Here is a 25739-nt window from a genome sequence, read left to right on the forward strand (position 1 = left end):
CGAACACGAAATGTTCATTGCGAATTATAGGGATAGCACGATCCAAAAACGCAATAAACCTGATGGCTCGCGAACCTATCATGGTGCGAAATACCAGGAGCATTCGATATGGACGGTACCCCCGCCGCCGACCCCCAGCTGGACCTTGAGTACCAGCTCGCCGACAACCTCACGCGGGAGTCGGGCCGCATCTTCATGACAGGCACGCAGGCGCTGGTGCGCATCATGCTGACCCAGCGCCGGGTCGACCGCGAACGCGGCCTGAACACCGCCGGCTTCGTGTCGGGGTATCGCGGCTCGCCGCTGGGCGGCGTGGACATGGCCATGTGGAAAGCGCAAAAGGCGCTGGACGCCAACCAGATCAGCTTCCTGCCCGGCATCAATGAAGACATGGCGGCCACCGCCGTCATGGGTACCCAGCAGGCCGGCGTGCGCGCCGACCGCAACGTCGATGGCGTGTTTGCCATGTGGTACGGCAAAGGCCCCGGCGTGGACCGTGCCGGCGACGCGCTGCATCACGGCAACGCCGCGGGCGCGTCGCGCAATGGCGGCGTGCTGGTGGTGGTGGGCGACGATCACACGGCGGTCTCGTCGTCGATTCCGCACGCCAGCGAAGCGTCGCTGATCGGCTGGCAGATGCCCATCGTGCATCCCACGTCGATCGATGAATACGAGACCTTCGCGCTGTGGGGCTGGGCCCTGTCGCGCTATTCGGGCACCTGGGTCGCCTTCAAGGCGGTATCCGAGACCATCGAAAGCGGACACTCGTTCACGCCCGCCGCCATCCAGTCCTATGACATGCCGGCGGACCCGGACATGCCTCCCGAGTCGCTGGAGTATTCGGCGCGCGATTTCCTGTCGCTGGCCGTCGAGGCGCGCATGAACCTGCGCATGAAGGCGGTCGCGGCATTTGCGCGCCGCCACAGCATCGACAAACTGACCTGTCCGGCGCCCAAGGCCACCGTAGGCATCGTCACGGTGGGCAAGGCGCACCTGGACACCATGGAAGCGCTGTCGCGCCTGGGCGTGGACACCGTCACGGCCAACGCGCCCGTGCGGATCTACAAGCCCGGCCTGACCTGGCCGATGGATACCGGCCGCCTGCTGGAATTCGCGCGCGGCCTGTCGCACATCCTGGTGATCGAGGAAAAAGGCGCGGTCGTCGAAAGCCAGATCAAGGACCTGCTGTTCAACATGCCGGACCGCCCGTCGGTCACCGGCAAGAAGGGTTTCGACGGCGAACCGATGGTGCCGTCGGCCGGGCAGCTGCGCCCCTCGCTGCTGGCTCAGCCGCTGGCCGGCTGGCTGTCCCGCGCTGCCGGACTGCCACCGGGCCGCGACCTGTCGGCGTTCGAATGCCAGGCTCCGCTGTCCAATGACGCCGACGGCATGCGCCGCCGGCCCTATTTCTGTTCGGGCTGTCCGCACAGCACGTCGACCAAAGTGCCCGAGGGCAGCCAGGCGCTGTCCGGCGTGGGCTGCCACTACATGGCCGCCTGGATGGACCGCGACACCGGCGGCCTGACGCAGATGGGCGGCGAAGGCGTCGACTGGATCGGCCTGTCCCGCTACACCAGCATGCCGCACATCTTCCAGAACATGGGGGAAGGCACCTACTACCACTCCGGCTACCTGGCCATACGCCAGGCGGTCGCCGCGGGCGCCAACATCACCTACAAGATCCTCTTCAACGACGCGGTCGCGATGACGGGCGGGCAGCCCGTGGACGGCCCGATCTCGGTGCCGCAGATCTGCCAGCAGCTGCGCGGCGAGAACGTGGCGCGCATCGTCGTCACCAGCGACGAGCCGGAAAAATACCAGGGCGTGGACCTGGGCCCGAACATCAAGGTGCATCACCGCCGCGACCTGGACGCGCTGCAGCGTGAGCTGCGCGAGATCCCCGGCGTGACGGTGCTGATCCATGATCAGACCTGCGCGGCCGAGAAACGCCGCCGCAGGAAGAAGAACCAGTTTCCGGACCCGGCACGCCGCATGCTGATCAACAGCGCGGTCTGCGAAGGTTGCGGGGATTGCGGCGTGCAGTCCAACTGCCTCTCGGTCGTGCCGCTGGAAACGCCTTATGGCCGCAAGCGCGCGATCGATCAGTCCAGCTGCAACAAGGACTATTCCTGCGCGGAAGGGTTCTGCCCCAGCTTCGTGTCCGTCATGGGCGGCAAGCCCAGGAAAAGCGCGGCGCCCAAGACCGACCAGGAACGCCTGCAGCACCTGATCGGTGAACTGCCGCAACCTGCCCTGCCCGCCCTGGATCATCCTTACCGCCTGCTGGTCGCCGGCATGGGCGGCACCGGCGTCATCACCATCGGCGCCATCGTGTCGATGGCCGCGCACCTCGAGGGACTGTCGGCCGCGGTGCTGGACCTGACCGGCCTGGCGCAAAAGGGCGGCACCGTCGTCAGCCACATCCGGCTGGCGCCCGCGGGCGCCGCCGCCGGCCCCGTGCGCCTGGACTGGCAGCAGGCCGACGCAGCCATCCTGTGCGACCCGGTGGCCGCCGTGGCGCCGGACTCGCTGGGCGCCCTGCGCCGTGGCCACACGCAAGTCACGGTCAACACCTACGTGGCGCCCGTCTCGGAATTCACGCGCAACCCCGACGCCGCCATGCGCCCCGAAGCGCTGCTGGCCAAGATCCGCCATGCGGCGGGAGAATCGCACACCGCCGCCATCGACGCGCATGAAGCCGCCCTGGCGCTGTTCGGCGACAGCATCCTGTCCAATATGTTCATGCTGGGCTATGCATGGCAACGCGGCGGCGTGCCGCTGTCGCAAGCCGCCATCAACCGCGCCATCGAACTCAATGGCGTGGCGGTGGCGGCCAATCGCGCCGCGTTCGACAGCGGCCGGCTGGCGGCGCACCGGCCCGATGCGCTGGAAAGCGCGCTGCGCCCGCGCGCCCAGGTCGTGCAGCTGCACGTGCCCGAGACATTCGCCCGCGCCGTCGCGCGCCGGATCGAGGACCTGACCGCCTACCAGGACGCGGCCTACGCCCGGAAGTATCAGGACGTGGTCGAGGCCGTCGCGGCCCGTGAACGCGAACTGGCGCCCGACGCCAAGACGCCGCGGCTGGCGATGGCGGTGGCGCGCAGCCTGTTCAAGCTCATGGCCTACAAGGACGAGTACGAGGTGGCCCGGCTCTATACCGGCGAATCGTTCCAGGCGCAGTTGAAGGGCCAGTTCGAAGGTGACTACAGCCTGCGCTTCCACATGGCTCCGCCGGTCTTCGCCCGCAAGGACCCGCGCACCGGCGTGCCCCGCAAGATGACGCTGGGCCCGCGCACCATGACCGCCCTGAAAGTGCTGACCCGCCTCAAGGGCCTGCGCGGCACCTGGTTCGATCCCTTCGGCCACACCGCCGAACGCAAGATGGAACGGTCGCTGGTCCAGGAGTATCGTCAAACCATAGACCATCTGCTCGCCGGGCTGACCCAGGACAAGCTCGCGCAAGCGGCTACAATCGCCGCCCTGGCAGAGACCATACGCGGCTTTGGCCACGTGAAGGCCGCAAACGTCGAGAAGTACCGGACGGAATTGGGCCGATTGATGCAAAGCTATACGGCGCCTGCCCCGCGCGACATGCCCCTGCGGAAAACCGCATAAACATTCGCTCTGAGTGGTCACTGTCCTGGGCGCGCCTTGCTGGGCGCGCCTAGTGCATTTGGTAACAATCTTTTGTGGGATTCGTCTTATCTTCTTCTTGTCCCTGTTAACCTCGATCACTAGAATTAGTGTCCAACGAGGGGTGCTACACTATATGTTGTGGTCGCCTAAGAGCTGATTCCCGTCGGCCACGCCTTTCGGACTAGCCCGTCCGAGCGTTGCGACCCCCCTTAAAAGATCCAATTTCGTACCTGACATGACGTCGTCATGTCGCTATCTACGCGCTTTTTCGCACAGGAGCTTCCATGCAGACTACGATCGCCTCTGTGACCCGGCCTTCGGCCGTGCCGCCCTCGCAAACCGATTCCCCTGCCGACGCCAATGGCGGGCAATGGGCCAGCTACAACATCATCCGCCGCAATGGCTCGGTGGTCGGGTTCGAACCCAGCAAGATCGCCATCGCCATGACCAAGGCCTTCCTGGCCGTCAACGGTGGACAGGGCGCCGCGTCCGCGCGCGTCCGCGAACTGGTCGAAACGCTGACCGGCCAGGCCGTCAGCGCCCTGGTTCGCAACCGCCCCAATGGCGGCACCTTCCATATTGAAGATATCCAGGACCAGGTCGAACTGGCGCTGATGCGCTCGGGCGAGCATGACGTTGCCCGCGCCTACGTGCTGTATCGCGAAAAGCGCACGCAGGAACGCGCCGCCGCCGCGGCAGCCGAAGGCCAGCAAAAGTCCGCCGCCGCCCCGCAGGAACACGTGCTGAACGTGACCGACGCCGGCGTGCGCCGTCCGCTGGACCTGGCCGAATTGCGCGCCACGATCGAAGCCGCCGGTGAAGGCCTGTCTGAATTCATCGACGCCGAAGCCATCCTGAAGGAAACGGTCAAGAACCTGTACGACGGCATCCCCGTCGACGAAGTGTTCAAGTCCGCCATCCTGTCCGCGCGCGCGCTGGTGGAAAAAGACCCGGCCTACAGCCAGGTCACCGCGCGTCTGCTGCTGCACACGATCCGCAAGGAAGTGCTGGGCGAAGAAGTCTCGCAAGACGGCATGGGCGCACGCTACGCCGAATACTTCCCCACCTTCATCGCCCGCGGCATCGAAGGCGGCCTGCTGTCGCCCGAACTGGCCAACTATGACCTGACCAGGCTGGGCCACGCGCTGAACGCCAAGCGCGACCTGCAATTCGGCTACCTCGGCCTGCAGACCCTGTACGACCGCTACTTCCTGCACATCCGCGGCACCCGCATCGAACTGCCGCAGGTGTTCTTCATGCGCGTGGCCATGGGCCTGGCGCTGCGCGAGACCGACCGCGAAACGCGCGCCATCGAGTTCTACGAGATCCTGTCCTCGTTCGACTTCATGAGCTCGACGCCCACGCTGTTCAACTCGGGCACGCTGCACTCGCAACTGTCGTCGTGCTACCTCACCACCGTCTCCGACGATCTGGAAGGCATCTACGACGCCATCAAGGAAAACGCGCTGCTGGCCAAGTACGCCGGCGGCCTGGGCAACGACTGGACCCCGGTACGCGCGCTGCGCAGCCACATCAAGGGCACCAACGGCGAAAGCCAGGGCGTCGTTCCGTTCCTGAAGGTCGTCAACGACACCGCCGTGGCGGTGAACCAGGGTGGCAAGCGCAAGGGTGCGGTCTGCACGTACCTGGAATCGTGGCACCTGGACATCGAAGAATTCCTGGAACTGCGCAAGAACACCGGCGACGAGCGCCGCCGCACGCACGACATGAACACGGCGAACTGGATTCCCGACCTGTTCATGAAGCGCGTCATGGAAGGCGGTGAATGGACGCTGTTCTCGCCGTCCGACTGCCCCGACCTGCACGACAAGTACGGCCGCGCCTTCGAAGAAGCCTATGTGGGCTACGAAGCCCGCGTCGCCAGCGGCGAGCTCAAGCTCTTCAAGAAGATGCCGGCGCTGACGCTGTGGCGCAAGATGCTGTCGATGCTGTTCGAAACCGGCCACCCGTGGATCACGTTCAAGGATCCTTGCAACATCCGTTCGCCGCAGCAGCACGTGGGCGTCGTGCACAGCTCGAACCTGTGCACCGAGATCACGCTGAACACGAACGAATCCGAAATCGCGGTGTGCAACCTGGGTTCGGTGAACCTGGTCGCGCACATGAAGCCGGCTGCCGGCGGCGGTTTCGAACTCGACCACGACAAGATCAAGCGCACGGTGAGCATCGCCATGCGCATGCTCGACAACGTGATCGACATCAACTACTACGCCGTCGAGAAGGCCCGCAATTCCAACGCGCGCCATCGTCCGGTGGGCATGGGCATCATGGGCTTCCAGGATTGCCTGCAGATGATGCGCGTGCCGTACGCATCGCAAGCCGCTGTCGAATTCGCCGATCGCTCGATGGAAGCCGTGTGCTATCACGCCTACTCCGCTTCGAGCCTGCTCGCCGAAGAACGTGGCCGCTATCAATCGTATGAAGGCTCGCTGTGGTCGCGCGGCATCCTGCCGCAAGACACGTTGAAGATGCTGCGTGATGAACGCGGTGGTCATGTCGACGTCGATGAATCGAGCACGCTCGATTGGGATACGTTGCGCGCGCGCATCAAACAACACGGCATGCGCAACTCCAATTGCATCGCAATCGCCCCAACCGCAACTATTTCCAATATCATTGGCGTATCTGCGTGCATCGAACCTACTTTCCAGAACTTGTACGTCAAATCGAATCTCTCCGGCGAGTTCACGGTCGTTAACGATTACCTCGTGCGTGACCTGAAGAAACTCGGTCTCTGGGACGAAGTCATGGTTGCCGACCTCAAGTACTTCGACGGCAGTCTGTCCCGCATCGATCGCGTACCTTCCGAACTCCGCGAACTCTACGCCACCGCGTTCGAAGTCGAACCGAGCTGGCTGGTTGAATGCGCGTCGCGCCGTCAGAAGTGGATCGATCAGGCTCAGTCGCTGAACATCTACATGGCCGGCGCATCGGGCAAGAAGCTGGATGACACCTACAAGCTGGCATGGACCCGTGGTCTGAAGACCACCTACTACCTGCGTACCCTGGGCGCCACCAGCGCCGAGAAGTCCACGGGACGCGGCGGCGAATTGAACGCCGTCAACTCCAGTGGCCAATCCACGGCTTCGGCCGTGGCCGCAGCACCTGTTTTGCCGGAACCCGAAGTTCTCGGAGCGGTTTGCACCATGCGGCCGGGCGACGCCGGCTTCGAAGAGTGCGAAGCCTGCCAATAACCGCCTCCGGAGAATGAATCATGATTAATTGGGAAGACGACACCATCGCAACGCAACCTGCACAATCCCCCGCACCCGCGGCGGGTGGGCAGGCTGCGCCCGAAGTCCGGGCGGCGACGGGTGTATTCGGCGACACCGCCATGCCCACGCCCGCCGCGCCTGAACACGCGGCAGGCCTGGCCGCCAGCGGCTCGGCAACCTCGCAGCGCGTCAAGGTTGCCGACAAGCGCATCATCAACGGCCAGACGGACGTCAACCAGCTTGTGCCCTTCAAGTACAAGTGGGCTTGGGAAAAGTACCTGGCGACTTGCGCCAACCACTGGATGCCGCAAGAAATCAACATGTCGCGCGACATCGCCCTCTGGAAGAACCCGAACGGGCTCACCGAGGACGAACGCCGCATCGTCAAGCGCAACCTGGGTTTCTTCGTCACGGCCGACTCGCTGGCCGCGAACAACATCGTGCTGGGCACCTACCGCCACATCACGGCGCCTGAATGCCGCCAGTTCCTGCTGCGCCAGGCATTCGAAGAAGCCATCCACACGCACGCCTATCAATACATCGTCGAAAGCCTGGACCTGGACGAAGCGGAGATCTTCAACGCTTACAACGAAGTTCCGTCCATCCGCGCCAAGGACGAGTTCCTGATCCCGTTCATCGACGCGATCGCGGACCCCAACTTCAAGACGGGCACGCCCGAAGCCGACCAGACGCTGCTGAAGTCCCTGATCGTCTTCGCATGCCTCATGGAAGGCCTGTTCTTCTACGTTGGCTTCACGCAGATCCTGGCGCTTGGTCGCCAGAACAAGATGACCGGCGCCGCCGAACAGTACATGTACATCCTTCGCGATGAATCCATGCACTGCAACTTCGGCATCGATCTGATCAACACCGTCAAACTGGAAAATCCGCATCTGTGGACGCCGGAATTTCGCGAAGAAATTCGAGAACTCTTCCGCAAAGCGGTCGAACTCGAATACGCTTACGCCGAAGACACGATGCCGCGCGGCGTGTTGGGCTTGAACGCACCTATGTTCAAATCCTACCTGCGCTTCATCGCCAACCGTCGTTGCCAGCAAATCGGTATCGAACCTCTGTACCCGCAGGAAGAGAATCCCTTCCCGTGGATGGCGGAAATGATCGACCTTAAAAAGGAACGCAACTTTTTTGAAACTCGCGTGATCGAATACCAAACCGGTGGCACGCTGAGCTGGGAGTAACGCAGTTCGTCATCGAGCCCGGCGCGGGCACGCTCTCTTCTTATGAATTGGGCGTTGCGTTCGCGACAGGCTTGATGGCGGTCTCCCCGGTCAGGGTGTTTTCGAACACGTAGAACAAGCGGTCGGCGGTCTGTGATCAGACTGCCTACCGGCGCCATTTGAAATGGCTCGCGCCAAAGGAGCGGGGGCCATATCAAATGGCTGTGCCGAATTCATTAGCGCAAACCGTAGTAGCTGTTGCTCGCACAGAACAGCGGCATGCGCCGATGAATAGCCCGGGCACGGTTCGCCTTGTTGGCGAGTCGGGGCACGGGTTTAAGTTCTGGGACCCCTGAACCTAAGGAGCATGACCATGGCAACAGCCAAGAAAGCCGTAAAGAAAGCAGCGGTGAAGAAGCCCGCCGCCGCCAAGAAGGCAGTAGCGAAGAAGGCCGCACCGGCCAAGAAAGCTGCCGTCAAGAAGGTAGCAGTCAAGAAAGTCGCCGCCGCCAAGAAGCCGGCAGTGAAGAAGGTTGCCGCCAAGAAGCCGGCAGCCAAGAAGGTCGTCGCCAAGAAAGCGGTAGCCAAGAAGGCCGTCGCCAAGAAGGCAGTAGCCAAGAAGGTCGTCGCCAAGAAGGCGGTTGCCAAGAAGGCTGTCGCCAAGAAGGCAGTAGCCAAGAAGGTCGTCGCCAAGAAGGCGGTTGCCAAGAAGGCCGTTGCCAAGAAGGCCGTTGCCAAGAAAGCGGTAGCCAAGAAGGCCGTCGCCAAGAAGGCGGTTGCCAAGAAGGCTCCGGCCGCCAAGAAGGCCGTTGCCAAGAAGGCGCCTGCCGCCAAGAAAGCGGTTGCCAAGAAAGCTGTAGCCAAGAAGGCTCCGGCTGCCAAGAAGGCTCCCGCCGCCAAGCCGGCTGCTGCTGCCAAGCCGGCCGCTGCCGCCAAGAAGCCTGCTGCTGCAAAGAAGCCTGCTGCGAAGAAAGCCGCTCCGAAGAAGCCCGCAACGCCGCCGACCACGGCAGCTGCTCCGGGCGCGAAGACCGCGCTGAACCCCGCTGCGTCGTGGCCCTTCCCGACGGGTGGCCGTCCTTAATCAGGACGGTTCGAAGCGCTAGCTTCACTAGAGCCGCCTGGCCTTGGCCGGGCGGCTTTTTCGTTGCCGGGCCATCCAAATGGCTGAGCAATACTCGTGCGGCAGCAAGCACGCGAAGCTATTTTTCCCCTTGAGCGTGCGACAATTGACTCCTCTTTTTTGGGGTGATCGCGTCCATGCTCGGTGAAATCTTCCGCTTCCTTCTCGAAATCGTGTTCACGCTGTTCGGCGCGGCGCTGATTGCCCGCGCCTGGATGCACGCGATACGGCTGCACCCCTTCAACCCGCTGGCGCGCGCGATCTATCAAGCCACCAATTGGCTGGTGATGCCGCTGCGCAAGATCATTCCCGCAGGCAACAAGATCGATTGGACCAGCCTGGTCGCCGCATGGCTGGCCGCCCTGATCTATCTGGTGCTGGTCTGGCTGGTGGCGATCGGCGCGCTGATTCCGGCCGCGCTCCTGCCCGCCGCAATGGGATCGGCACTGATCATGACCGCCAAATGGGCGCTGAACCTGGTGGTGTGGCTGACGCTGATCCAGGCGGTGCTGTCCTGGGTCAACCCCATGGCGCCCATGATGCCGCTGCTGCAATCGCTGACCGCGCCGATGCTCGACCCCATCCGCCGCATCCTTCCGCGCACGACGATCGACTTCTCGCCGCTGGTGCTGCTGATCGTGGCCCAGGTTCTCCTGATGGTCCTGGCCCGCCTGAGCTACGGCATGATGGGCGTGTAAGGCGCCGGGCGGGGCGCGATGCCCCGCCTTATACCGGAATCGCGGTATAGATATCGATCAGCTTCTTGCGATCGATCTTGTGATTGTTCGACATGGGCAGCGCCGGGCAGGCGACCAGTTCGGACGGCACCATGTAGGGCGGCAGGCGTTGGGCCAGCCGCTCTTTCCACCCCGCCAGTGCATCCGGCGCCAGCAAGGCGGCCTCCTGGCCCGCCGCGCCAAGGCCTGCCACGAAGCCGATCAAGCGCACCGCCGTGCCATCGGGCCGGCGCAGCACCGCGCAGGCGCTGCCTTCCACTCCCGGCAGGCTATGCAAGGCCTCGTCGATCTCGGCGAGCTCGATGCGGTAGCCGTTCAGCTTGATCTGGTCATCCATCCGGCCACGGCAGAACAGCAGGCCGCCCTCCTCCATTTGCCCCAGATCGCCCGTGCGGAATGCGCGGCGTCCGTCGGCATAGGTGTAGAGCTTGGCCTCGTTCAGGTCCGCGCGGTTCAGATAGCCGCGCATGACGTGGTCGCCCACGATACAGATTTCGCCCTCATCCACCAGCAGCACACTGTCCGGCTTGGCGTGCCCCACGGGCAGCGGATCATGCGCCGCCAGCACGGCGTCGGTGACCTCGATCCAGGTGGTGGCCACGGTGGCCTCGGTCGGGCCGTAGGTATTCAGGATGACCGCGTCGGGGAAGCGCTGGCGCAGCTTCTTGGCCAGTGCCGCGGGCAGGGGCTCGCCACAGAAAAGGAAGGTGCCCAGCGTCGGCAGCGTGGCGGGCGAAAAGTCGCGATTGGCCAGTTGCTGGTGCGCGAACGACGGCGTAGAGACCCACACCGTGACGCCATGCTCGGCCAGCCGGGGCATCCAGGTGCCCGCCGTCGCGATCTGCTCGCGCGCGTTGAGCACGCAGCTGCCGCCAGACGCCAGCGTGGCGAACACCTCGTACATGGACAAGTCGAAGCTGAACGGCGCCTGGTTCATGAACACGGGCGCCTCGCCCAGTCCGAAGCTGCCCAGCATCCAGTCTCCCAGCAGGCCGACGCTCTCGCGACCGATCTGCACGCCCTTCGGATCGCCGGTGCTGCCGGAGGTGAACATGACGTAAGCCAGGCCGCGCTCGACCAGCGTGGCGCCTTCGCCCGGCGTGAAGCTGCCCGCGGCGGCGTCATAGACGGCGGCCGCGCGGACGATCTCGACGATGCGGCGCAGACGCTCGGGGGGATAAATGGTGTCCACCGGCACGAACGGCGCGCCGATCAGCAAGGCGCCGACCATGGCCACGAAGAAAGAGGCTTCCTTGTGGCCATAGATGGCCACGGGCACATCCGGCGCGACGCCATGCTTGCGCGCCTCGTCCGCCCAGGCGCCGGCTTCGGCGCGCAATTGCGCCCAGCTCAGCGTGCGGTCGGCGGCGGCGATGGCGAGCGCGTCGGGAGCGAGCTCGGAATCCACGAACTGGAAGGACTTCAGGTCGAAACGCATGCCGAAACTCCCGGCGTCAGATGGGGCTGCGGCCGCTGAACACGTAAAGCGCCAGCGCAGCCAGAATCAAGGTGAACACGCGCCCGAGAAAGCGCATGACGGGCTTGGCCAGGGCCGCCTGCAGGGCCGGCCGGGTCCGCGCGGCATTGATCAGCAGGTTGTGGCCCACCGAGTACATGCCGAACATCAGGCCGCTGACGATATAGTGCAGCGACAGGCCGTTCCAGACGCCCATGGCCAGCAAGGTCGCGAAGATGCCGATGTTCTGCGCAGCCATGCGGTGGCGCCCGAAGAACTTGGTCTTGCTCAATGCCTTGTAGATGGGCATGAACACCACGTCGCGCAGCCATTCCGACAGGCTGATGTGCCAACGGCGCCAGAAGTCCTGCGGATTCAGCGTGGCCAGGGGATTGCGGAAGTTGATCGGCAGGGTGAAACCGAACAGCATGCCGATGCCTATCGCCATCGTGGAATAGCCGGCGAAGTCGAAGAACAGATAGGCGCTGTAGAGCGAGGCGTTCAGCGCCACGCCCGTGAACGAATAGTCGTGCGCGTCCAGCGTCGCCAGGCCATAGCGCCAGATCAGCTCGGCCAGGCCGAACTTCTGGATCACGCCCAGCATGATGAGTTCCAGGCCGGTCAGCCAGGTATTCAGGTTGACGCCTTCATAGCCCCGCTTCAGGTCCGCCTGGAACGCGCGCCAGCGGTACATCGGGCCGGCCAGCAGCGTCAGCGGGAAAAACAGGTAGATGAAGTAGTCCAGCGGCGACACGCGTTCGTTGCGTGGCGCGAACAGCAGCACGTCGATGGCGCGGAAGGTCGCGAACGACAGGCCCAGCATGGCGCCCAGATGGGACACGCCCGTCTTCACCAGCAGGAGCGGCGCCATCGTGATGATCACGGCCAGCCAGGTGGGGATGTAGTTGCGGCGCATTGCCCACAGTGCGCTGCCCGAAATGGCCAGCAGCGCGATCGGCTGATAGGGGCGCGCCCAGAAAACCGCCATCCAGACGCCCAGGCAGATCACGCCGATGATGTGCCGATAACCGATATGCAGCGGCATGCCGAAGGAACGGTATGCCAACAGGCCCAGGCCGCCGCACAGGGCGCCGCCGAAAAAGCTCAAGCTTGCGAACAATTCCATGCTGCGCTCAGAACTGTTGGTACTGGAATTCGACCTTGATAGGTCCGCCGCTGCCCGTCGTGGGCTGCGCCTGCAGCACAAACACCAGGATCACCCCGATGTACAGGCACAAATGCCAAAAAAACCGGCGCCCCCACGGCGTGCCCGCCTTGCCGGCTTCCTCCCCCTCGAGGGGGCCATTCTCTTGCGAGGCTGCGCTACGAAAAAATCTCATCGGGAAAAGTACTCCGCAATGCCTTGGTCGGCCATGGCCCAGCCGAGTTCGGCCAGGTGCATGTCGTCGCGGACCATGCCCGGCTCAAAAGGGATGCCGTAGAGGTCCAGGCAGCCCATCTGGTAACGCGCGCACATGCCGGTGATGGCAGCCACCACTGGATCGAAACGCTCGACGTCCAGGATGAGCTTGGGGTTGAACGGCTGGATGACGAAGTAAGCCTTGACCTTGCGCTTCTGCAGCAGGGCCATCACGCGGGAGAGATCGCCCAGCTCGGTGCGGGTGATCGGGTCGACGTCGGCGAATTCGTTGCGGGCTGGCGAGTACAGCGGCGCCAGGTACTGCTTGTAGTAGTCGTCGCGCACGTCATAGGGGTTGTTGCCTCCCAGGCTGCGCTCGACCTCGCGCGCCTCATGGGTCAACCGTCCCCACTGCCCCGAATTCAGGCGGGCGGACAAGGGCCACGACACGAAACGGTGCGCGGGCACGGACAGCTTGCTGCGCGGGCGGTCGGGCGCGGGTTCCTTGCGCGCGTTCCACCAAAGCGCCAGCTTGTCCTTCAGTTCGGCGACCTGGCCATTGGCGATGAGCCATAGCAGGCCCCAGTTGGCGTTGTCGGTGATCCAGGTCTGCATCTGCTCGCGCGTGCTGGGCTGGTCCCACAGGCGGTCCCAGACCGGGCCCGTCACATGCTCCGCAAATGCGCTGCGCGGCAACTGTCCGCCGGAGGCAAACCAGGCGGGCGAAACCATGATCACCAGCCGCGTGTTGGGCGTGAGCGAATCCGCCACCGACTCCAACACGCTGACTATCCCGTAGGACTGGAACATCGCGTGGCCGTAGGCCAGCGTCGGCACCTTCAGCTCGTCCGGGAAGAAGCGGTAAGGAACGAAGCGCAGGTCATGGCTGGACAGTTCCGACGAACCGAGCACGACCAGCGTCCCGTCGCTCAGGGCATTGCCCAGCCGATCCAGGTTGACGTGCTGGGTGCCCCAGTCCGGCCCAAGATTGGGCAGGTAGTTGCCCTTGGCCGCAACGGCCGACGCGGTCGACATGGGGTTCACGACGCGGCTCAGCAGGTCATCCGCTCCGCAATACGTGCCCACCGCCAAGGCCACCGCCGTCGCGGCTGCCGCGACGTGAGACAACAAGCGGGTATTACGAAGTATGGGCAGCGACATAGCCGGCAAGCACGCGGACCGACTGGAGGTGCTCAGCAATTTCGGGAGCCGGAATGCTGCAGCCGTACTCGGCTTCGACCGCCAGCGTGATGTCCACGGCGGCGAGCGAATCGACCAGGCCGGAGGCAATCAGTTGCGTGTCGGGGGTGACTTTCTTCATGACGATCGACTCGACGATCTCGCCGATCTTGGTGTGGAGTTCTTGCTCGGTATGCATAGATAGTGCAGCGTAACGTTGCCTTGTCGGCAAAACATCCCCCGCCCCGGGATTCAGGACGACGAGGATACAGAAAAAAGCTGAAATCCAACTGAAAATCCCAGCCATCCAAAGCGACCGCAAGATGCACTCGGTTACATTAAATCCGGAGTCTGGCGTCGTCGCAATCATTGCACTTTGGCAAGCGGACCGCCACGAAACTTATGGAGGAAATAGCGAGAAAACGCTGGGAAACGTAACGCTTGCGGGTAAATCCCGGGTGCTGCGTTGCAGCGGAGCGACAGATTCTTACGTATGCGCAAGCGCCGCCGTCTTTGGCCCCGTTATCGGGAGAGGCGGACGGAAGGAAGGATGGCGCCCGCAAGCCAAAAAAAAGCCCGCTTGCGCGGGCTTTTTTTACATCGGCGTGACCCGCGTGGGGCCTGCGCCGCTGATTACCTGGACGCGCTGGCCCACGCTGACGGGCACATCCGCTTCCTGGGCAATGACGCGGGTTTCGCCGTTATCGAGGCGCACCGTGATTTCAAGGCCGGAATTCCTGCCGGTCTGGTTTTCCACCGCATTGCCGGCCAAGGCACCCAGGATGACGCCGCCGACGGTGGCGATCGTACGGCCCGTGCCGCCCCCGATTGCGTTGCCCGCCACGCCGCCCAGTGCGCCGCCGGCCACCATGCCGACGCCGCTGGACTTGTCGGTCTGGATGACGATCGGGCGCACGCCCGTGACCGTGCCCGTGCGAACGATCTGCTCGCGCTGCGCCTGGTCAAAACTGTACACACCGCTAGACGCGCTGTGGTTGGCGCAGCCCCCCAGGACGGCCATCGACGTAACAACGGCCGCAATGGCCAACCAGCGGCCAGTGCGCGGCGTCACCAGGGAAAAAGACTTTAATTGATTCATTTGGACTCCTCGATCGGGCACTTCCGACGGTTGTTGATCATACTCTGCGGGAATACCCCGGCAGGCACGCCAGCAACACACTGAAACGCACCGCCAGAACCTGCAAACACCGCGCGAAACAACGGCCTACAGGCCGTTGCTTCTTGAAGATCTCACGCTGGTTCGACCGATCCGGCTCGCCTCAGTTCCCAAATGGATGCCGTCTCTCAGACAGGCAGATGAATGCCATAGGAGGCATGCAGCACGGCATCGATCTCGGCACGCGACGGCGCGTGATTCTGCGGGCCGCGCGATGCGATCTTGATCGCGCCCATGACGTTGCCCAGACGGCAGCTGTCTTCCCAGCTCCAGCCGCTGGTCAGGCCATAGAGCAGGCCGCCGCGCTGCGCATCGCCGCAACCGGTCGGGTCCACCACCTGGGCGGCGCGCACCGGTTCGATCTGGATGCTCTTGCCGCCGGTGAGCAGGGTTGCGCCTTCGGCGCCGCGCGTCACCACCACGGCTTGCAGGGTGCTCGCGATGTCGGCCACGCTGCGGCCCGTGCGCTGCTCGACCACGCCGGCTTCGTAGTCGTTGACGGTCAACGCCTGCGCCATCTTGAGCATGCGTTCGAGGTCGGCGCCGTCAAACAGCGGCATGGCCTGGCCCAGATCGAAGATGAAGGGAATGCCGCGCTTATGCAGGCGCTCCGCGTGGGCGAACATGCCTTCCTTGGCGTCCGGCGCAACGATGGCCCAGGCCGCGTCGGCGTCGCTCAGGTCATTGTCGGCCGCGAACGACATGGCGCCCGGGTGGAAGGCCGTGATCTGGTTGTCGTCCAGGTCGGTGGTGATGAAGCACTGCGCCGTGAAGGTATCGGGAATGACCTTGACGCGGCTGACATCGATGCCCAGGGCGGACAGGCGCTCCATGTATTCGCCGGCGTCTTCGCCCACGGTCGCGACCGGCACGGGCTTGCCGCCCAGCAGATTCATGTTGTAGGCAATGTTGCCCGAGCAGCCGCCGTATTCCTTGCGCATGCTGGGCACCAGGAACGACACGCTCAGGGATTGGATGCGATCAGCAAGAATATGCTCTTTGAAGCGCCCTTCGAACACCGCGATGGTGTCAAACGCCATCGAGCCACAAACCAGAACGGGAGTTGCCATGCTTGTCATCCTTTACGGGAAAAACTTGTCGAGTTGGTAGCCATTGACCTGAACGCCAGTCACTTCAATGGGCACTGAGATATTCAGCCGGCCGGCCGGGCCGAACGGGCCGCTCAGCTGTTCGGGAGTCAGGTAGTTTTCGGGCATCAGCACCTTGCGCACGACCACTGTGTCCGACAGATCGGTCAGGTCCAGCACCAGCGCCGGCCAATGCTGGGGCTTGTCGTAGTTATTGCGCAGCATCAGGTTCAGCACCAGCCTGCTGCGGCCGTCGTCGATGGCGGCGGCGCCCGTCGGCGGCTGCAGGGACGACGAGGAAATGGCGATGCGGTCCAGGCGCCGGGCGTACCCCACCGTGCATCCCAGCGGCTTGCAAGCGGTCTCCAGAACCGGCCGCAAGGCGGGCACGGAGTTGGCGATATCGGTGCGATACGCGTACAGCAACTGCAGGCCGAAGGCGATCAGACCGATCAGGCAGGCGTAACCCCACAGCCTGCGCCAGAGGCCGCGACGCTCCAGCCGGTCCTGGTCCAGGAATTCAGGCGGCGCGCGGCCGACGTCCGTGGCGCTGGAATAGCGTGTGCGGGCCTCGCCCAGCACCGGCTCGCGGACGCCATCGACGTCGAGTTCGTCTTCGCCTTCGTATTCGTCGTCGCGCTCCGCATCGCGCACATCGTCGCGCTGGCGGCCGGCGTCCCAATTGACGACGGGCTCGCTTGCCCGGCTGGCGACCATGGGCTCACCGCGATACGCGGGCGGCTGCGTAGTGGGCGGCTCCCGGCGCGGCGCGGCTTCGCGGCGGTAGGCCTGGCCCCCGTCGTCGCCATCGTCGGCGTACTCGCCATCATCTTCGGGAAGTTCCGCATCCGGTTCGGCGAGCCGGCGGATGTCATCGCGGCCGCGCAGCACGGCCGGCGGAATGGCCGCGGCCGGCGGCGCGACCGGTTCGTCCTCCCACGGTGCGATCATGCGCGGCTCGGCCGGCGGCCATGCCGCAGGCGGCGAAACCGGGGCGGGACGCGGAGGAGCAGGCGGCGGAACTGGCGCTGGGGAGGCTGGCGCTGGCCTTGCAGGCGCGGCCAGCACGGGCGCGGCAATGGCCGCCGCCGCGGCCGGCAATGGCGCGCTGGCCGGCGCCGCCGGCGCGACGGGCGCGCCGGGCTCGGGGAGCAGGCAGGCGCGGCCGTCGAACACCGTCGAGCAGGCGCCGCAACGCACCAGGCCGTTGCGGACCCGAAGCTGGTCAGGCACCACCTTGAACGAGGTGCCGCAATGCGGGCAACGGGTAGTCAGAGCCATGATGCGAGATCCAGCGGCCGCGACGTTCAGGCTTTCTGGCCGTGCAGGCACACCCAGCCGTCGCGCGCGCGCCAGACCGACATGGCGATCCAGGGCGCGTAGGCGGCGGCCACTTCCTGGGCCTGGCGTTCCAGCACGCCGGACAGCACCAGGTGGCCGCCCGCGGCGACGCGGCCGGCCAGCATGGGCGCAAGCACCTTCAGCGGATTGGACAGGATATTGGCGACGACCACTTCGAATGTGCCGTCCGCCAATGCATCGGGCAGCATGGCTTGCAGCTCGACGCGGTTGACCTCGGCGTTGAAGACCGTACTTTGTACCGCCTGGGCGTCGATATCGACCGCCTGGGTCGGTCCCGCGCCCAACTTGCGCGCGGCGATGGCCAGGATGCCGGAACCGCAGCCATAGTCCAGCAGCGTGGCGCCGGCGGGCAATTCCGCTTCCAGCCACGCCAGGCACAAATGCGTCGTGGGGTGGCTGCCCGTGCCGAAGGCCAGGCCGGGATCAAGTTCGATATGGATGGCGCCGTCCTGCGTGGGAATGGCAGCCGGGTCGAGGCCGGGGACTTCGGGGTTGTCGCGATGCCAGCTCGGCACGATCCAGAGCCGTTCGGCGATATGGATGGGCCCAAACTGCGACTGCGTCAGCCGCACCCAGTCGGCGTCGGGCACATCGCGCAGGCTCCAGCCGGCGAACACGGCCGGATCCAGTTCGCCCGCCGCGGCGGCTTCTTCCATGATCTGCGTGGGATCGGCTCCATCGGGCAGCAAGGCGACGACAAGGTTGCGGTCCCAGGCCTGGACGTCGGGCTCGGTGCCCGGTTCGCCGAACAAGGGGCGCTCGATATCGGTGCCCAGGTCGGCGTCTTCGACGGACACCGACAGCACGCCCGCCTCAAGCAAGGCATCCGACAGGGCTTCGGCCTGCGCCTCTAGGCAGTGGAGCACGAGTTCACGCATGATTTTTCTTCCATCTGGCCAACGGGCCGCGGCATATGCCGCGGCCCGATTGACCGTAAAACGTAGAGATAAAACTAAAAGGGGCCGCGAGGCCCCGAGTCGTCGGTCAGGGGCGCTGCGCCAACTTGTTTTCCAGATAGTGGATGCTGGTGCCGCCTTCGATGAAGCGGGCATCCTGCAGCATTTCGCGATGCAGCGGAATGTTGGTGGAAATGCCTTCCACCACCATTTCCGACAACGCGGTGCGCATGCGGGCCAGCGCCTGGTCGCGCGTATCGCCGTAGGTAATGACCTTGGCAATCATCGAATCATAGTTCGGCGGCACGAAATAGCCGTTGAACGCGTGCGAGTCGATGCGCACGCCAGGACCGCCCGGCGTGTGCCAGTTGGTGATGCGGCCGGGGCTGGGCACGAAGCGGAACGGATCTTCGGCGTTGATGCGGCACTCGATCGCATGGCCCTTGAACGTGATGTCGCGCTGGCGCAAGGTGAACTTTTCGCCAGCGGCAATCAGGATCTGCTGCTGCACCAGGTCGATGCCGGTGATCAGTTCGGTGACCGGATGCTCGACCTGGATGCGGGTGTTCATTTCAATGAAATAGAACTCGCCGTTTTCATACAGGAACTCGAACGTGCCCGCACCGCGATAGCCCATCTTGCGGCAGGCGTCGGCGCAACGGTCGCCAATGCGCTCGATCAGGCGGCGAGCGACACCGGGAGCCGGCGCTTCTTCGATGACCTTCTGGTGGCGGCGCTGCATGGAGCAGTCGCGTTCGCCCAGCCAGACGGCGTTGCGGCCGCCATCGGCCAGCACCTGGATTTCAATATGGCGCGGGTTCTCGAGGAACTTCTCCATATAGACTTCCGGGTTGTTGAACGCGGCGCCAGCCTCGGAACGCGTCATGGTGACGGCGTTCAGGAGCGCAGCCTCGGTGTACACCACGCGCATGCCGCGGCCACCGCCGCCGCCAGCCGCCTTGATGATGACCGGGTAGCCGACTTCGCGCGCAATGCGAACGATTTCCTGCGGATCGTCGGGCAACGCGCCTTCAGAACCAGGCACCACCGGCACGCCGGCCTCGATCATGGCGCGCTTGGCGCTGACCTTGTCGCCCATCAGGCGAATGGTGTCGGGGCGCGGACCGATGAACACAAAGCCACTTTTTTCGACGCGATCGGCGAAGTCGGCATTTTCGGACAAGAACCCGTAACCCGGGTGGATTGCCTCGGAATCCGTGACTTCGGCCGCCGAAATGATGGCAGGCATGTTCAGGTAGCTTTCACGCGACGGCGCAGGCCCGATGCACACGGATTCATCGGCCAGGCGCACGTACTTGGCTTCGCGGTCGGCCTCGGAGTGAACGACCACGGTTTTGATGCCCAGCTCGCGGCAGGCACGCTGAATGCGCAGGGCGATTTCGCCCCGATTGGCGATCAGGATTTTTTCGAACATTTTCAGCTATCAGCCAATGACGAACAGGGGTTGACCGTACTCGACGGGCTCACCGTTTTCGACCAGGATTTCTTTGATGACGCCGGACTTGTCGGCTTCGATTTCATTGAGCAGCTTCATGGCTTCAATGATGCACAGCGGGTCGCCTTCCTTGACGGTTGCGCCCACGTCGATGAACGGCGCGGCGCCCGGGTTCGGCGAGCGATAGAAGGTACCGACCATGGGGGCCTTCACGACATGGCCTTGAATGACCGGCGCGGCGGGCGCGGCCGGAGCGGCAGGTGCCGCGGCCTGGGCCACGGGCGCCGCGGCGACGCCGGCTTCAGGCTGGTGGTAGGCCACGGGCTGCAAAGTCTGCGAGAACTTGACGATCCTTACCTTGCCTTCGCCTTCGGTGATTTCCAGCTCGGCGATGCCCGATTCAGCCACCAGGTCGATCAGGGTTTTGAGTTTTCGAAGATCCATAGAAGCTGCTTCCCGAGATAGTGTCGGCGGCGTCCCAGCGTCGGGCGCGCGCCGTATAAGATGTAAAAGCGGTGAGTTAGTGCGAGATCAATGCCGCACTGCGTAACGCAGAGCCGCCTCGTAGCCGTCCGCGCCAAGGCCGCAAATCAGGCCTTGTGCCAAGTCGGACAGATAAGAGTGATGCCTGAAGGGCTCTCGCTTATACAGATTGGACAAATGTACTTCAATAAATGGGATCGCGACCCCAGCCAGCGCATCGCGAATTGCGACGCTGGTGTGCGTATATGCCGCTGCGTTGATGATGATGAAGTCTGTGCCGTCTTGCCGGGCCGCCTGAATGCGGTCAACCAGCGCACCTTCGTGGTTGCTCTGCCACGCGGTCAGCGTGGCGCCCAATTCGCCCGCGAGCAACTCAAGACGCTCGTTGATCTGGGGCAGCGTAAGACTGCCGTAGATGTGAGGTTCTCGGGTGCCGAGCAGGTTCAGATTCGGGCCATGCAATACCAGTATGTTTTGCGCCATGCGCTTGCCAGTGAGTGGATTGCCAATTGTTGGCAAAACAGCCGATAAACCAGCTTTTTACGCCAATTCCTACTATTTGTCCAACAGACTTACGCCTTCAAACCAGATAATGTCCGATCCAGATCATCGGGCTGTATTTCACCCACTATCTTCCGGTTAATTCCGCCATCTGCATTGAAAACAATAGTAAAAGGCAGCCCGCCGCTAGGATTTCCAAGTTTACGCAGGGTATCTATAGCCCCCGCGCCGATGACCCACAAGGGGTAGGAAACCTGTACTTTCTCGACAAATTTTTGCATATTCGCCGCAGAATCAACCCCGATGCCGACAAATCGGACGTTCGGGTATTTTTTCTGCAAAGCGTCGAGTTCGGGCATTTCCTTGACGCAGGGCGCGCACCAGGTTGCCCAGAAATTCACCACCATGGGCTGGCCTTTCCAGCCGGCCAGCGAATGCGACGCGCCGTTCAGGTCCGGGAGCTGCATCTGCATCAACGCGGCGACGGGATCGCCGGCGTCGGCCGGAGCCGCGGGAGCCTGGGTTTTGCGGCCCAGCAAGGTATAGCCGCCCGCAACCGTGGCGGCCACCGCCACGGCGGCGGAGAGAAGTAGGCGTCGATTCATGGCGCGATCATAACCGCTGCGAGCGTTTTTCGCCGCACCGGCCCGCGGCCTCCCCGCCAGCCCTCTATATATACAATGCAGGACAGGAGAGTTTTCAATGCACCTGCATATTCTTGGCATCTGCGGTACGTTCATGGGCGGTTTGGCGCTGATTGCGCGGGCCGCCGGCCACAAGGTCACCGGTTGCGATGCGGGCGTGTACCCGCCGATGAGCACGCAACTGTCCGAACAGGGAATCGAGCTGATCGAAGGCTTCGGCGCCGAACAGCTGGCACTCAAGCCGGACCTGTACGTCATCGGCAACGTGGTCAGCCGCGGCAACCCGCTGATGGAAGCCATACTCGAATCCGGCGCACGCTATGTGTCTGGCCCCCAATGGCTGGGCGACAACATCCTGCCCGGCGCGCATGTGCTGGCGGTGGCCGGCACCCACGGCAAGACCACCACCAGTTCGATGCTGGCCTGGGTGCTGGAAGCCGCGGGCATGGCGCCCAACTTCCTGATCGGCGGCGTGGCGCAGGACCTGCACGTGTCGGCCCGCTACGATCCGGCGCGCCGCCCCTTCGTGATCGAAGCGGACGAATACGACACGGCGTTCTTCGACAAGCGGTCCAAATTCGTCCACTACCGCCCCCGCACCGCCATCCTGAACAACCTTGAGTACGATCACGCCGACATCTTTCCTGATCTGGCCGCGATCGAAACCCAATTCCATCATCTGGTGCGCACCATCCCCGGCTCGGGCCGCATCGTGCGCCCGGCGCACTCCGATGCGCTGGACCGGGTGATTGCGCGCGGTTGCTGGTCGGATACCGTCACATTCGGCCCCGATGGCGCCTGGCAGGCTACCGCGCCCGATGCCGATGGCGCATTTGGCGTGCTGCGCGGCGGCGCGGACGTCGGCACGGTGCGCTGGAACCTCACGGGCGAACACAACCGCATGAACGCGCTGGCGGCATTGGCCGCCGCCGAACACGTGGGCGTCCCGGTTGAAGCCGGCATAGCGGCGCTGACCCGCTTTGCCGGCGTCAAGCGCCGCATGGAACTGCGCGGCACGGTCAACGGCGTCAAGGTCTACGACGATTTCGCCCACCATCCCACCGCGATCGCCACCACCGTGGAAGGCCTGCGCCGCCAGGTCGGCCCTGCTCGTATCCTGGCGGTCCTTGAGCCGCGCTCCAATACGATGAAGCTGGGCACCATGGCCGCCCGTCTGCCGCAAGCGCTGGCCGATGCCGACCTGGTGTTCTGCTTCGGCGCCCACACCGGCAAGCACGCCCTGGGCTGGAATCCGGCCGAGGTGCTGGCCCCCCTGGGAGACCGAGCTTCCAGTTACGATGACATCGGAGCGCTGGTGGACGCCGTCGCCAGCGCCGCCCGACCGGGCGACCAGGTGCTGGTCATGAGCAACGGCGGCTTTGGCGGCATACACGGCAAGCTGCTGGATGCCCTGCAGGCGCGCGTCTGATTTTTCGACTGATTCTGGCAACGCAAGACGGGAACGGCAAGCAATGATCCTCTATCTACACGGTTTCCGTTCCTCGCCAGAGTCCTTCAAGGCCCGGATGATGGCCGGCGCCATGGCCGAACGCGGCCTGTCCGCGGACTGGGCCTGCCCGCAATTGCCCGCCAGCCCGCGGGAGGCCATGGCCCTGGCGATGGACATTGCCCGGTCCCGCCTGGCCGGCGCCGCCGGCCCTCGGGCGCTGACCGTGATCGGGTCATCCCTGGGCGGTTTCTACGCCACCTGGATCGCCGAGCAGCTGGGCTGCAAGGCCGTGCTGCTGAACCCCGCGGTGGAGGCTGCCCGGGACCTCGCGACCCAGGTCGGCGAGCACCACATGTATCATTCCGACGCGCCGTTCGTTTTTTTGCCCGCATATGTGGACGAACTGGCCGCCATCCATGCCCCGCGCATCACGCGGCCCGACCGGTATTTCCTGGTGGCCGCGACCGGCGACGAGGTGCTGGACTGGCGCGAAATGCGCGATCGGTACGCCGGCTGCCGCCAGCGTATCGTGCAAGGCAGCGACCACGGCTTGTCCGACTTCGCGGAATTGATGCCCGAAGTGCTTGAATTCGCCCTTGGCGACAAGCAGGTTCGCCCTCAATAATCAGTATCAAACCTCAACTCTCTATATAGCAGCGCAAGGCGGCGCGTGCGCGCCGCCCAGGACGATCCCCACCATGTATGTGTTTTACGAAGACGACGGCAGCTTCAAGGCCGGCAATATCCTGTCCGAGACCGACGCCAGCCTTCAGGTGGAGTCCGACTCGGGCAAGCGCAGCAAGATCAAGCGCGCCAATACCCTGTTCAACTTCGCCGCGCCCGAACCGGCGGCGCTGATGAGCCAGGCGGCCGCCACCGCCGAATCGCTGGACCTGCAATTCCTGTGGGAGTGCGCGCCTCAGGAAGAATTCGACTCGCCCGCCCTGGCCGCCGACTACTTCGGTCACGCCCCCACGGCCGTCGAGCAGGCTGCGCTGCTGATGCGCCTGCATGGCGCGCCGGCGTACTTCCACCGCCGCGGCAAGGGCCGCTACCGCCCCGCCCCGCCCGACATCCTGGCCGCCGCGCTGGCCGCGCTGGAAAAGAAGCAGCGCCAGGCCGAGCAGCAGCAGGAATGGGTCGACGAGATGGCCGCCGGACGCCTGCCCGAGCCTATCGCGCAGGCCGCCGAGTCGCTCCTGATCCGTCCGGACAAGAATTCGCAGCAATGGAAGGCGCTGGACGCCGCCTGCGCCAGGCTGGGCAAGAGCCCGGACCGCCTGCTGCTCGAGCTGGGCGCCTGGCCGCATGCGCTGGCGCTGCACAAGCGCCGCTTCCTGGCGGTGAACTTCCCGCGCGGGCTGGCCTTCCCCGAGCTGGAACTGCCGCCCGTCGACCGCGAACTGCCGCTGTCGGACGCCGAGGTCTACTCGGTGGATGACGTCACGACCACCGAAATCGACGACGCGCTGTCCGTCACCACCCTGCCCGACGGCCGCCTGCGCGTCGGCATCCACGTGGCGGCGCCCGGCCTGACCGTCACCCGCGACAGCGAATTCGACAAGCTGGCCCGCGCCCGCCTGTCCACGGTCTACATGCCGGGCGACAAGATCCCGATGCAGCCGGACAGCGTCATCACGGCGTTTTCGCTGGACGCGGGCCGTGAAGTGCCCGTGCTGTCGCTGTATGTGGTGGCCGACCCGGAGACCGGCGAGGTCATCGAATCGGAAACGCGGCTGGAACGCATCGTCGTGCGCGAGAACCTGCGCCACAACATGCTGGACGCCCATGTCACCGAAGCCAGCCTGGCCGACCCGTCGGCCGAACTGCCCTACGGCCACTGGCTGCGCCCGCTGTGGAAGCTGGCGCAGGCGCTGTCGGCGCAGCGCGAGAACGTGCGCGGCAAGCCGGAAAACAACTCGCGGGTGGAGTACAGCTTCTACCTGGACGGCAACCCCGACGACCCCGACACCCCCGTGCGCCTGGTCCCGCGCCAGCGCAATGCGCCGCTGGACCGGATGGTGGCCGAATACATGATCCTGGCCAACAACCTGTGGGGCGGCTTGCTGAACCAGCATGGCGTGCCGGGTATCTACCGGTCGCAACAGGCTGGCCGCGTGCGCATGAGCACGCAGGCGCTGCCGCACGAGGCCATCGGCGTTCCGCAGTACGCCTGGAGCACGTCGCCGCTGCGCCGCTATGTCGACCTGGTCAATCAGTGGCAACTGATTGCCGCGGTCGAGCACGGCGTGTCTGCGCGCCTGATCGCCCCCTTCAAGCCGCGCGATGCGGACCTGTTCGCCATCATCGGCGCTTTTGACGCGCAGTACGCGGCCTGGGCCGAGTTCCAGAGCGCGATGGAGCGCTACTGGTGCCTGCGCTGGCTCAAGCAGAACGGCGTGACCCGCACGGTCGCCCACGTCCTGCGCGACGACCTGGTCCGGTTCGGAAATGCGCCGCTGGTGACGCGGGTTGGCGGGATGCCGGAACTGGAGCGGGGCACGGCGGTCGAGATCGATATTCTCGGGATGGATGAGCTGTCGTTGGAGCTGGACTGCCGGTATGTGGGGCAGGTGAAGGTCGAGGCTGCCGAGGACGCGGCGGCTACTTGATCTTGCTTGCGGGGCGGGGAGATCTTCGTGGGTGGCACTCGTAGATCTTCGTAGGTCGCCCGGCGAATGCAGCCGCGCGGGCGGCTGCATTCGGCATACGCGCGCCTGGCCGTCGCGGACGCGTGCGCTTGCGCGCATGCACAGGGTGGCTTGCTAATGGCGCAC

General features: G+C 64.6%; 21 protein-coding genes. 8 read left to right on the forward strand and 13 right to left on the reverse strand.

Going from position 1 to position 25739, the window contains the following annotated elements; translation table 11 throughout:
• The first annotated feature begins 108 nt into the window (after positions 1-108).
• From HLG70_RS18895 to HLG70_RS18915, 5 genes are all read left to right on the forward strand, one after another.
• Positions 109-3615 carry an indolepyruvate ferredoxin oxidoreductase family protein gene (locus HLG70_RS18895; RefSeq protein WP_171667248.1) on the forward strand — a complete coding sequence of 1169 codons (3507 nt, stop codon included), beginning with the start codon at positions 109-111 and terminating at the stop codon, positions 3613-3615.
• 305 nt (positions 3616-3920) lie between these two features.
• Positions 3921-6851 (forward strand): ribonucleoside-diphosphate reductase subunit alpha, encoded by a 2931-nt coding sequence (locus HLG70_RS18900; RefSeq protein WP_171667247.1) that lies wholly within the window; start codon positions 3921-3923, stop codon positions 6849-6851.
• 20 nt (positions 6852-6871) lie between these two features.
• Complete coding sequence (locus HLG70_RS18905; RefSeq protein ID WP_171667246.1) at positions 6872-8071, forward strand: ribonucleotide-diphosphate reductase subunit beta; 1200 nt, start codon at positions 6872-6874, stop codon at positions 8069-8071.
• A 352-nt stretch (positions 8072-8423) separates the two neighbouring features.
• A complete protein-coding gene (locus HLG70_RS18910) occupies positions 8424-9134 on the forward strand; it encodes a histone H1-like DNA-binding protein (RefSeq protein WP_171667245.1) in 711 nt (236 codons plus the stop codon).
• Between the two features lie 176 nt (positions 9135-9310).
• Positions 9311-9871, forward strand: coding sequence for a YggT family protein (locus tag HLG70_RS18915; RefSeq protein WP_171667244.1), 561 nt, complete (start codon positions 9311-9313; stop codon positions 9869-9871).
• A gap of 28 nt (positions 9872-9899) precedes the next feature.
• Here HLG70_RS18915 and HLG70_RS18920 read toward each other — a convergent pair whose 3' ends face one another.
• From HLG70_RS18920 to HLG70_RS18980, 13 genes are all read right to left on the reverse strand, one after another.
• Positions 9900-11348 (reverse strand): D-alanine--poly(phosphoribitol) ligase, encoded by a 1449-nt coding sequence (locus HLG70_RS18920; protein ID WP_171667243.1) that lies wholly within the window; start codon positions 11346-11348, stop codon positions 9900-9902.
• Positions 11349-11364: 16 nt separating this feature from the next.
• Positions 11365-12492: an MBOAT family O-acyltransferase gene (locus tag HLG70_RS18925; RefSeq protein ID WP_171667242.1), complete on the reverse strand. Its 1128-nt coding sequence runs from the start codon at positions 12490-12492 to the stop codon at positions 11365-11367.
• 7 nt (positions 12493-12499) lie between these two features.
• Positions 12500-12706, reverse strand: a complete 207-nt coding sequence (locus HLG70_RS18930) for a hypothetical protein (RefSeq protein WP_171667227.1) — start codon at positions 12704-12706, stop codon at positions 12500-12502.
• Positions 12703-13887 (reverse strand): D-alanyl-lipoteichoic acid biosynthesis protein DltD, encoded by a 1185-nt coding sequence (locus tag HLG70_RS18935; RefSeq protein WP_171667241.1) that lies wholly within the window; start codon positions 13885-13887, stop codon positions 12703-12705. Before HLG70_RS18935 ends, HLG70_RS18930 begins: the two co-directional genes overlap by 4 nt.
• Positions 13865-14104, reverse strand: coding sequence for an acyl carrier protein (locus HLG70_RS18940; protein ID WP_171667240.1), 240 nt, complete (start codon positions 14102-14104; stop codon positions 13865-13867). Before HLG70_RS18940 ends, HLG70_RS18935 begins: the two co-directional genes overlap by 23 nt.
• A 396-nt stretch (positions 14105-14500) precedes the next feature.
• Positions 14501-15004, reverse strand: a complete 504-nt coding sequence (locus tag HLG70_RS18945; protein ID WP_171667239.1) for a glycine zipper 2TM domain-containing protein — start codon at positions 15002-15004, stop codon at positions 14501-14503.
• A gap of 206 nt (positions 15005-15210) precedes the next feature.
• On the reverse strand, positions 15211-16152 hold the full coding sequence (locus HLG70_RS18950; RefSeq protein WP_171667238.1) for a carbohydrate kinase family protein: 942 nt from the start codon (positions 16150-16152) through the stop codon (positions 15211-15213).
• Positions 16153-16164: 12 nt separating this feature from the next.
• The gene (locus HLG70_RS18955; RefSeq protein WP_171667237.1) at positions 16165-17451 is read right to left on the reverse strand and encodes a DUF3426 domain-containing protein; all 1287 of its coding nucleotides are present in this window, start codon (positions 17449-17451) and stop codon (positions 16165-16167) included.
• 26 nt (positions 17452-17477) lie between these two features.
• A complete protein-coding gene (gene prmA, locus HLG70_RS18960) occupies positions 17478-18410 on the reverse strand; it encodes a 50S ribosomal protein L11 methyltransferase (protein ID WP_171667236.1) in 933 nt (310 codons plus the stop codon).
• 106 nt (positions 18411-18516) lie between these two features.
• Positions 18517-19863 carry an acetyl-CoA carboxylase biotin carboxylase subunit gene (gene accC, locus HLG70_RS18965; RefSeq protein WP_171667235.1) on the reverse strand — a complete coding sequence of 449 codons (1347 nt, stop codon included), beginning with the start codon at positions 19861-19863 and terminating at the stop codon, positions 18517-18519.
• 9 nt (positions 19864-19872) lie between these two features.
• Positions 19873-20328 carry an acetyl-CoA carboxylase biotin carboxyl carrier protein gene (gene accB / locus HLG70_RS18970; RefSeq protein ID WP_171667234.1) on the reverse strand — a complete coding sequence of 152 codons (456 nt, stop codon included), beginning with the start codon at positions 20326-20328 and terminating at the stop codon, positions 19873-19875.
• An 87-nt stretch (positions 20329-20415) separates the two neighbouring features.
• Entirely contained in the window at positions 20416-20850 is a 435-nt protein-coding gene (gene aroQ, locus HLG70_RS18975) for a type II 3-dehydroquinate dehydratase (protein ID WP_171667233.1), read from the reverse strand.
• A gap of 89 nt (positions 20851-20939) precedes the next feature.
• Positions 20940-21473, reverse strand: a complete 534-nt coding sequence (locus HLG70_RS18980) for a TlpA family protein disulfide reductase (protein ID WP_171667232.1) — start codon at positions 21471-21473, stop codon at positions 20940-20942.
• A 97-nt stretch (positions 21474-21570) separates the two neighbouring features.
• Between HLG70_RS18980 and mpl the strand changes: the two genes are divergently transcribed.
• The 3 genes from mpl to HLG70_RS18995 all read left to right on the forward strand — a co-directional run bounded on the left by mpl (position 21571) and on the right by HLG70_RS18995 (position 25574).
• Positions 21571-22941: a UDP-N-acetylmuramate:L-alanyl-gamma-D-glutamyl-meso-diaminopimelate ligase gene (mpl, locus tag HLG70_RS18985; RefSeq protein WP_171667231.1), complete on the forward strand. Its 1371-nt coding sequence runs from the start codon at positions 21571-21573 to the stop codon at positions 22939-22941.
• A 43-nt stretch (positions 22942-22984) separates the two neighbouring features.
• On the forward strand, positions 22985-23587 hold the full coding sequence (locus HLG70_RS18990) for a YqiA/YcfP family alpha/beta fold hydrolase (RefSeq protein ID WP_171667230.1): 603 nt from the start codon (positions 22985-22987) through the stop codon (positions 23585-23587).
• Between the two features lie 73 nt (positions 23588-23660).
• Positions 23661-25574 carry a ribonuclease catalytic domain-containing protein gene (locus HLG70_RS18995; RefSeq protein WP_171667229.1) on the forward strand — a complete coding sequence of 638 codons (1914 nt, stop codon included), beginning with the start codon at positions 23661-23663 and terminating at the stop codon, positions 25572-25574.
• The last annotated feature ends 165 nt before the right edge of the window (positions 25575-25739 follow it).

The sequence above is a fragment of the Achromobacter deleyi genome (assembly GCF_013116765.2).
Classification (GTDB): Bacteria; Pseudomonadota; Gammaproteobacteria; order Burkholderiales; family Burkholderiaceae_B; genus Achromobacter; species Achromobacter deleyi_A.

Excerpts from the sequence above, each read along its gene's own strand:
- HLG70_RS18895 (WP_171667248.1), top strand. The coding sequence starts at position 109 with ATGGACGGTACCCCCGCCGCCGACCCCCAGCTGGACCTTGAGTACCAG.
- HLG70_RS18900 (WP_171667247.1), top strand. The coding sequence starts at position 3,921 with ATGCAGACTACGATCGCCTCTGTGACCCGGCCTTCGGCCGTGCCGCCC.
- HLG70_RS18905 (WP_171667246.1), top strand. The coding sequence starts at position 6,872 with ATGATTAATTGGGAAGACGACACCATCGCAACGCAACCTGCACAATCC.
- HLG70_RS18910 (WP_171667245.1), top strand. The coding sequence starts at position 8,424 with ATGGCAACAGCCAAGAAAGCCGTAAAGAAAGCAGCGGTGAAGAAGCCC.
- HLG70_RS18915 (WP_171667244.1), top strand. The coding sequence starts at position 9,311 with ATGCTCGGTGAAATCTTCCGCTTCCTTCTCGAAATCGTGTTCACGCTG.
- HLG70_RS18920 (WP_171667243.1), bottom strand. The coding sequence starts at position 11,348 with ATGCGTTTCGACCTGAAGTCCTTCCAGTTCGTGGATTCCGAGCTCGCT.
- HLG70_RS18925 (WP_171667242.1), bottom strand. The coding sequence starts at position 12,492 with ATGGAATTGTTCGCAAGCTTGAGCTTTTTCGGCGGCGCCCTGTGCGGC.
- HLG70_RS18930 (WP_171667227.1), bottom strand. The coding sequence starts at position 12,706 with ATGAGATTTTTTCGTAGCGCAGCCTCGCAAGAGAATGGCCCCCTCGAG.
- HLG70_RS18935 (WP_171667241.1), bottom strand. The coding sequence starts at position 13,887 with ATGTCGCTGCCCATACTTCGTAATACCCGCTTGTTGTCTCACGTCGCG.
- HLG70_RS18940 (WP_171667240.1), bottom strand. The coding sequence starts at position 14,104 with ATGCATACCGAGCAAGAACTCCACACCAAGATCGGCGAGATCGTCGAG.
- HLG70_RS18945 (WP_171667239.1), bottom strand. The coding sequence starts at position 15,004 with ATGAATCAATTAAAGTCTTTTTCCCTGGTGACGCCGCGCACTGGCCGC.
- HLG70_RS18950 (WP_171667238.1), bottom strand. The coding sequence starts at position 16,152 with ATGGCAACTCCCGTTCTGGTTTGTGGCTCGATGGCGTTTGACACCATC.
- HLG70_RS18955 (WP_171667237.1), bottom strand. The coding sequence starts at position 17,451 with ATGGCTCTGACTACCCGTTGCCCGCATTGCGGCACCTCGTTCAAGGTG.
- prmA (WP_171667236.1), bottom strand. The coding sequence starts at position 18,410 with ATGCGTGAACTCGTGCTCCACTGCCTAGAGGCGCAGGCCGAAGCCCTG.
- accC (WP_171667235.1), bottom strand. The coding sequence starts at position 19,863 with ATGTTCGAAAAAATCCTGATCGCCAATCGGGGCGAAATCGCCCTGCGC.
- accB (WP_171667234.1), bottom strand. The coding sequence starts at position 20,328 with ATGGATCTTCGAAAACTCAAAACCCTGATCGACCTGGTGGCTGAATCG.
- aroQ (WP_171667233.1), bottom strand. The coding sequence starts at position 20,850 with ATGGCGCAAAACATACTGGTATTGCATGGCCCGAATCTGAACCTGCTC.
- HLG70_RS18980 (WP_171667232.1), bottom strand. The coding sequence starts at position 21,473 with ATGAATCGACGCCTACTTCTCTCCGCCGCCGTGGCGGTGGCCGCCACG.
- mpl (WP_171667231.1), top strand. The coding sequence starts at position 21,571 with ATGCACCTGCATATTCTTGGCATCTGCGGTACGTTCATGGGCGGTTTG.
- HLG70_RS18990 (WP_171667230.1), top strand. The coding sequence starts at position 22,985 with ATGATCCTCTATCTACACGGTTTCCGTTCCTCGCCAGAGTCCTTCAAG.
- HLG70_RS18995 (WP_171667229.1), top strand. The coding sequence starts at position 23,661 with ATGTATGTGTTTTACGAAGACGACGGCAGCTTCAAGGCCGGCAATATC.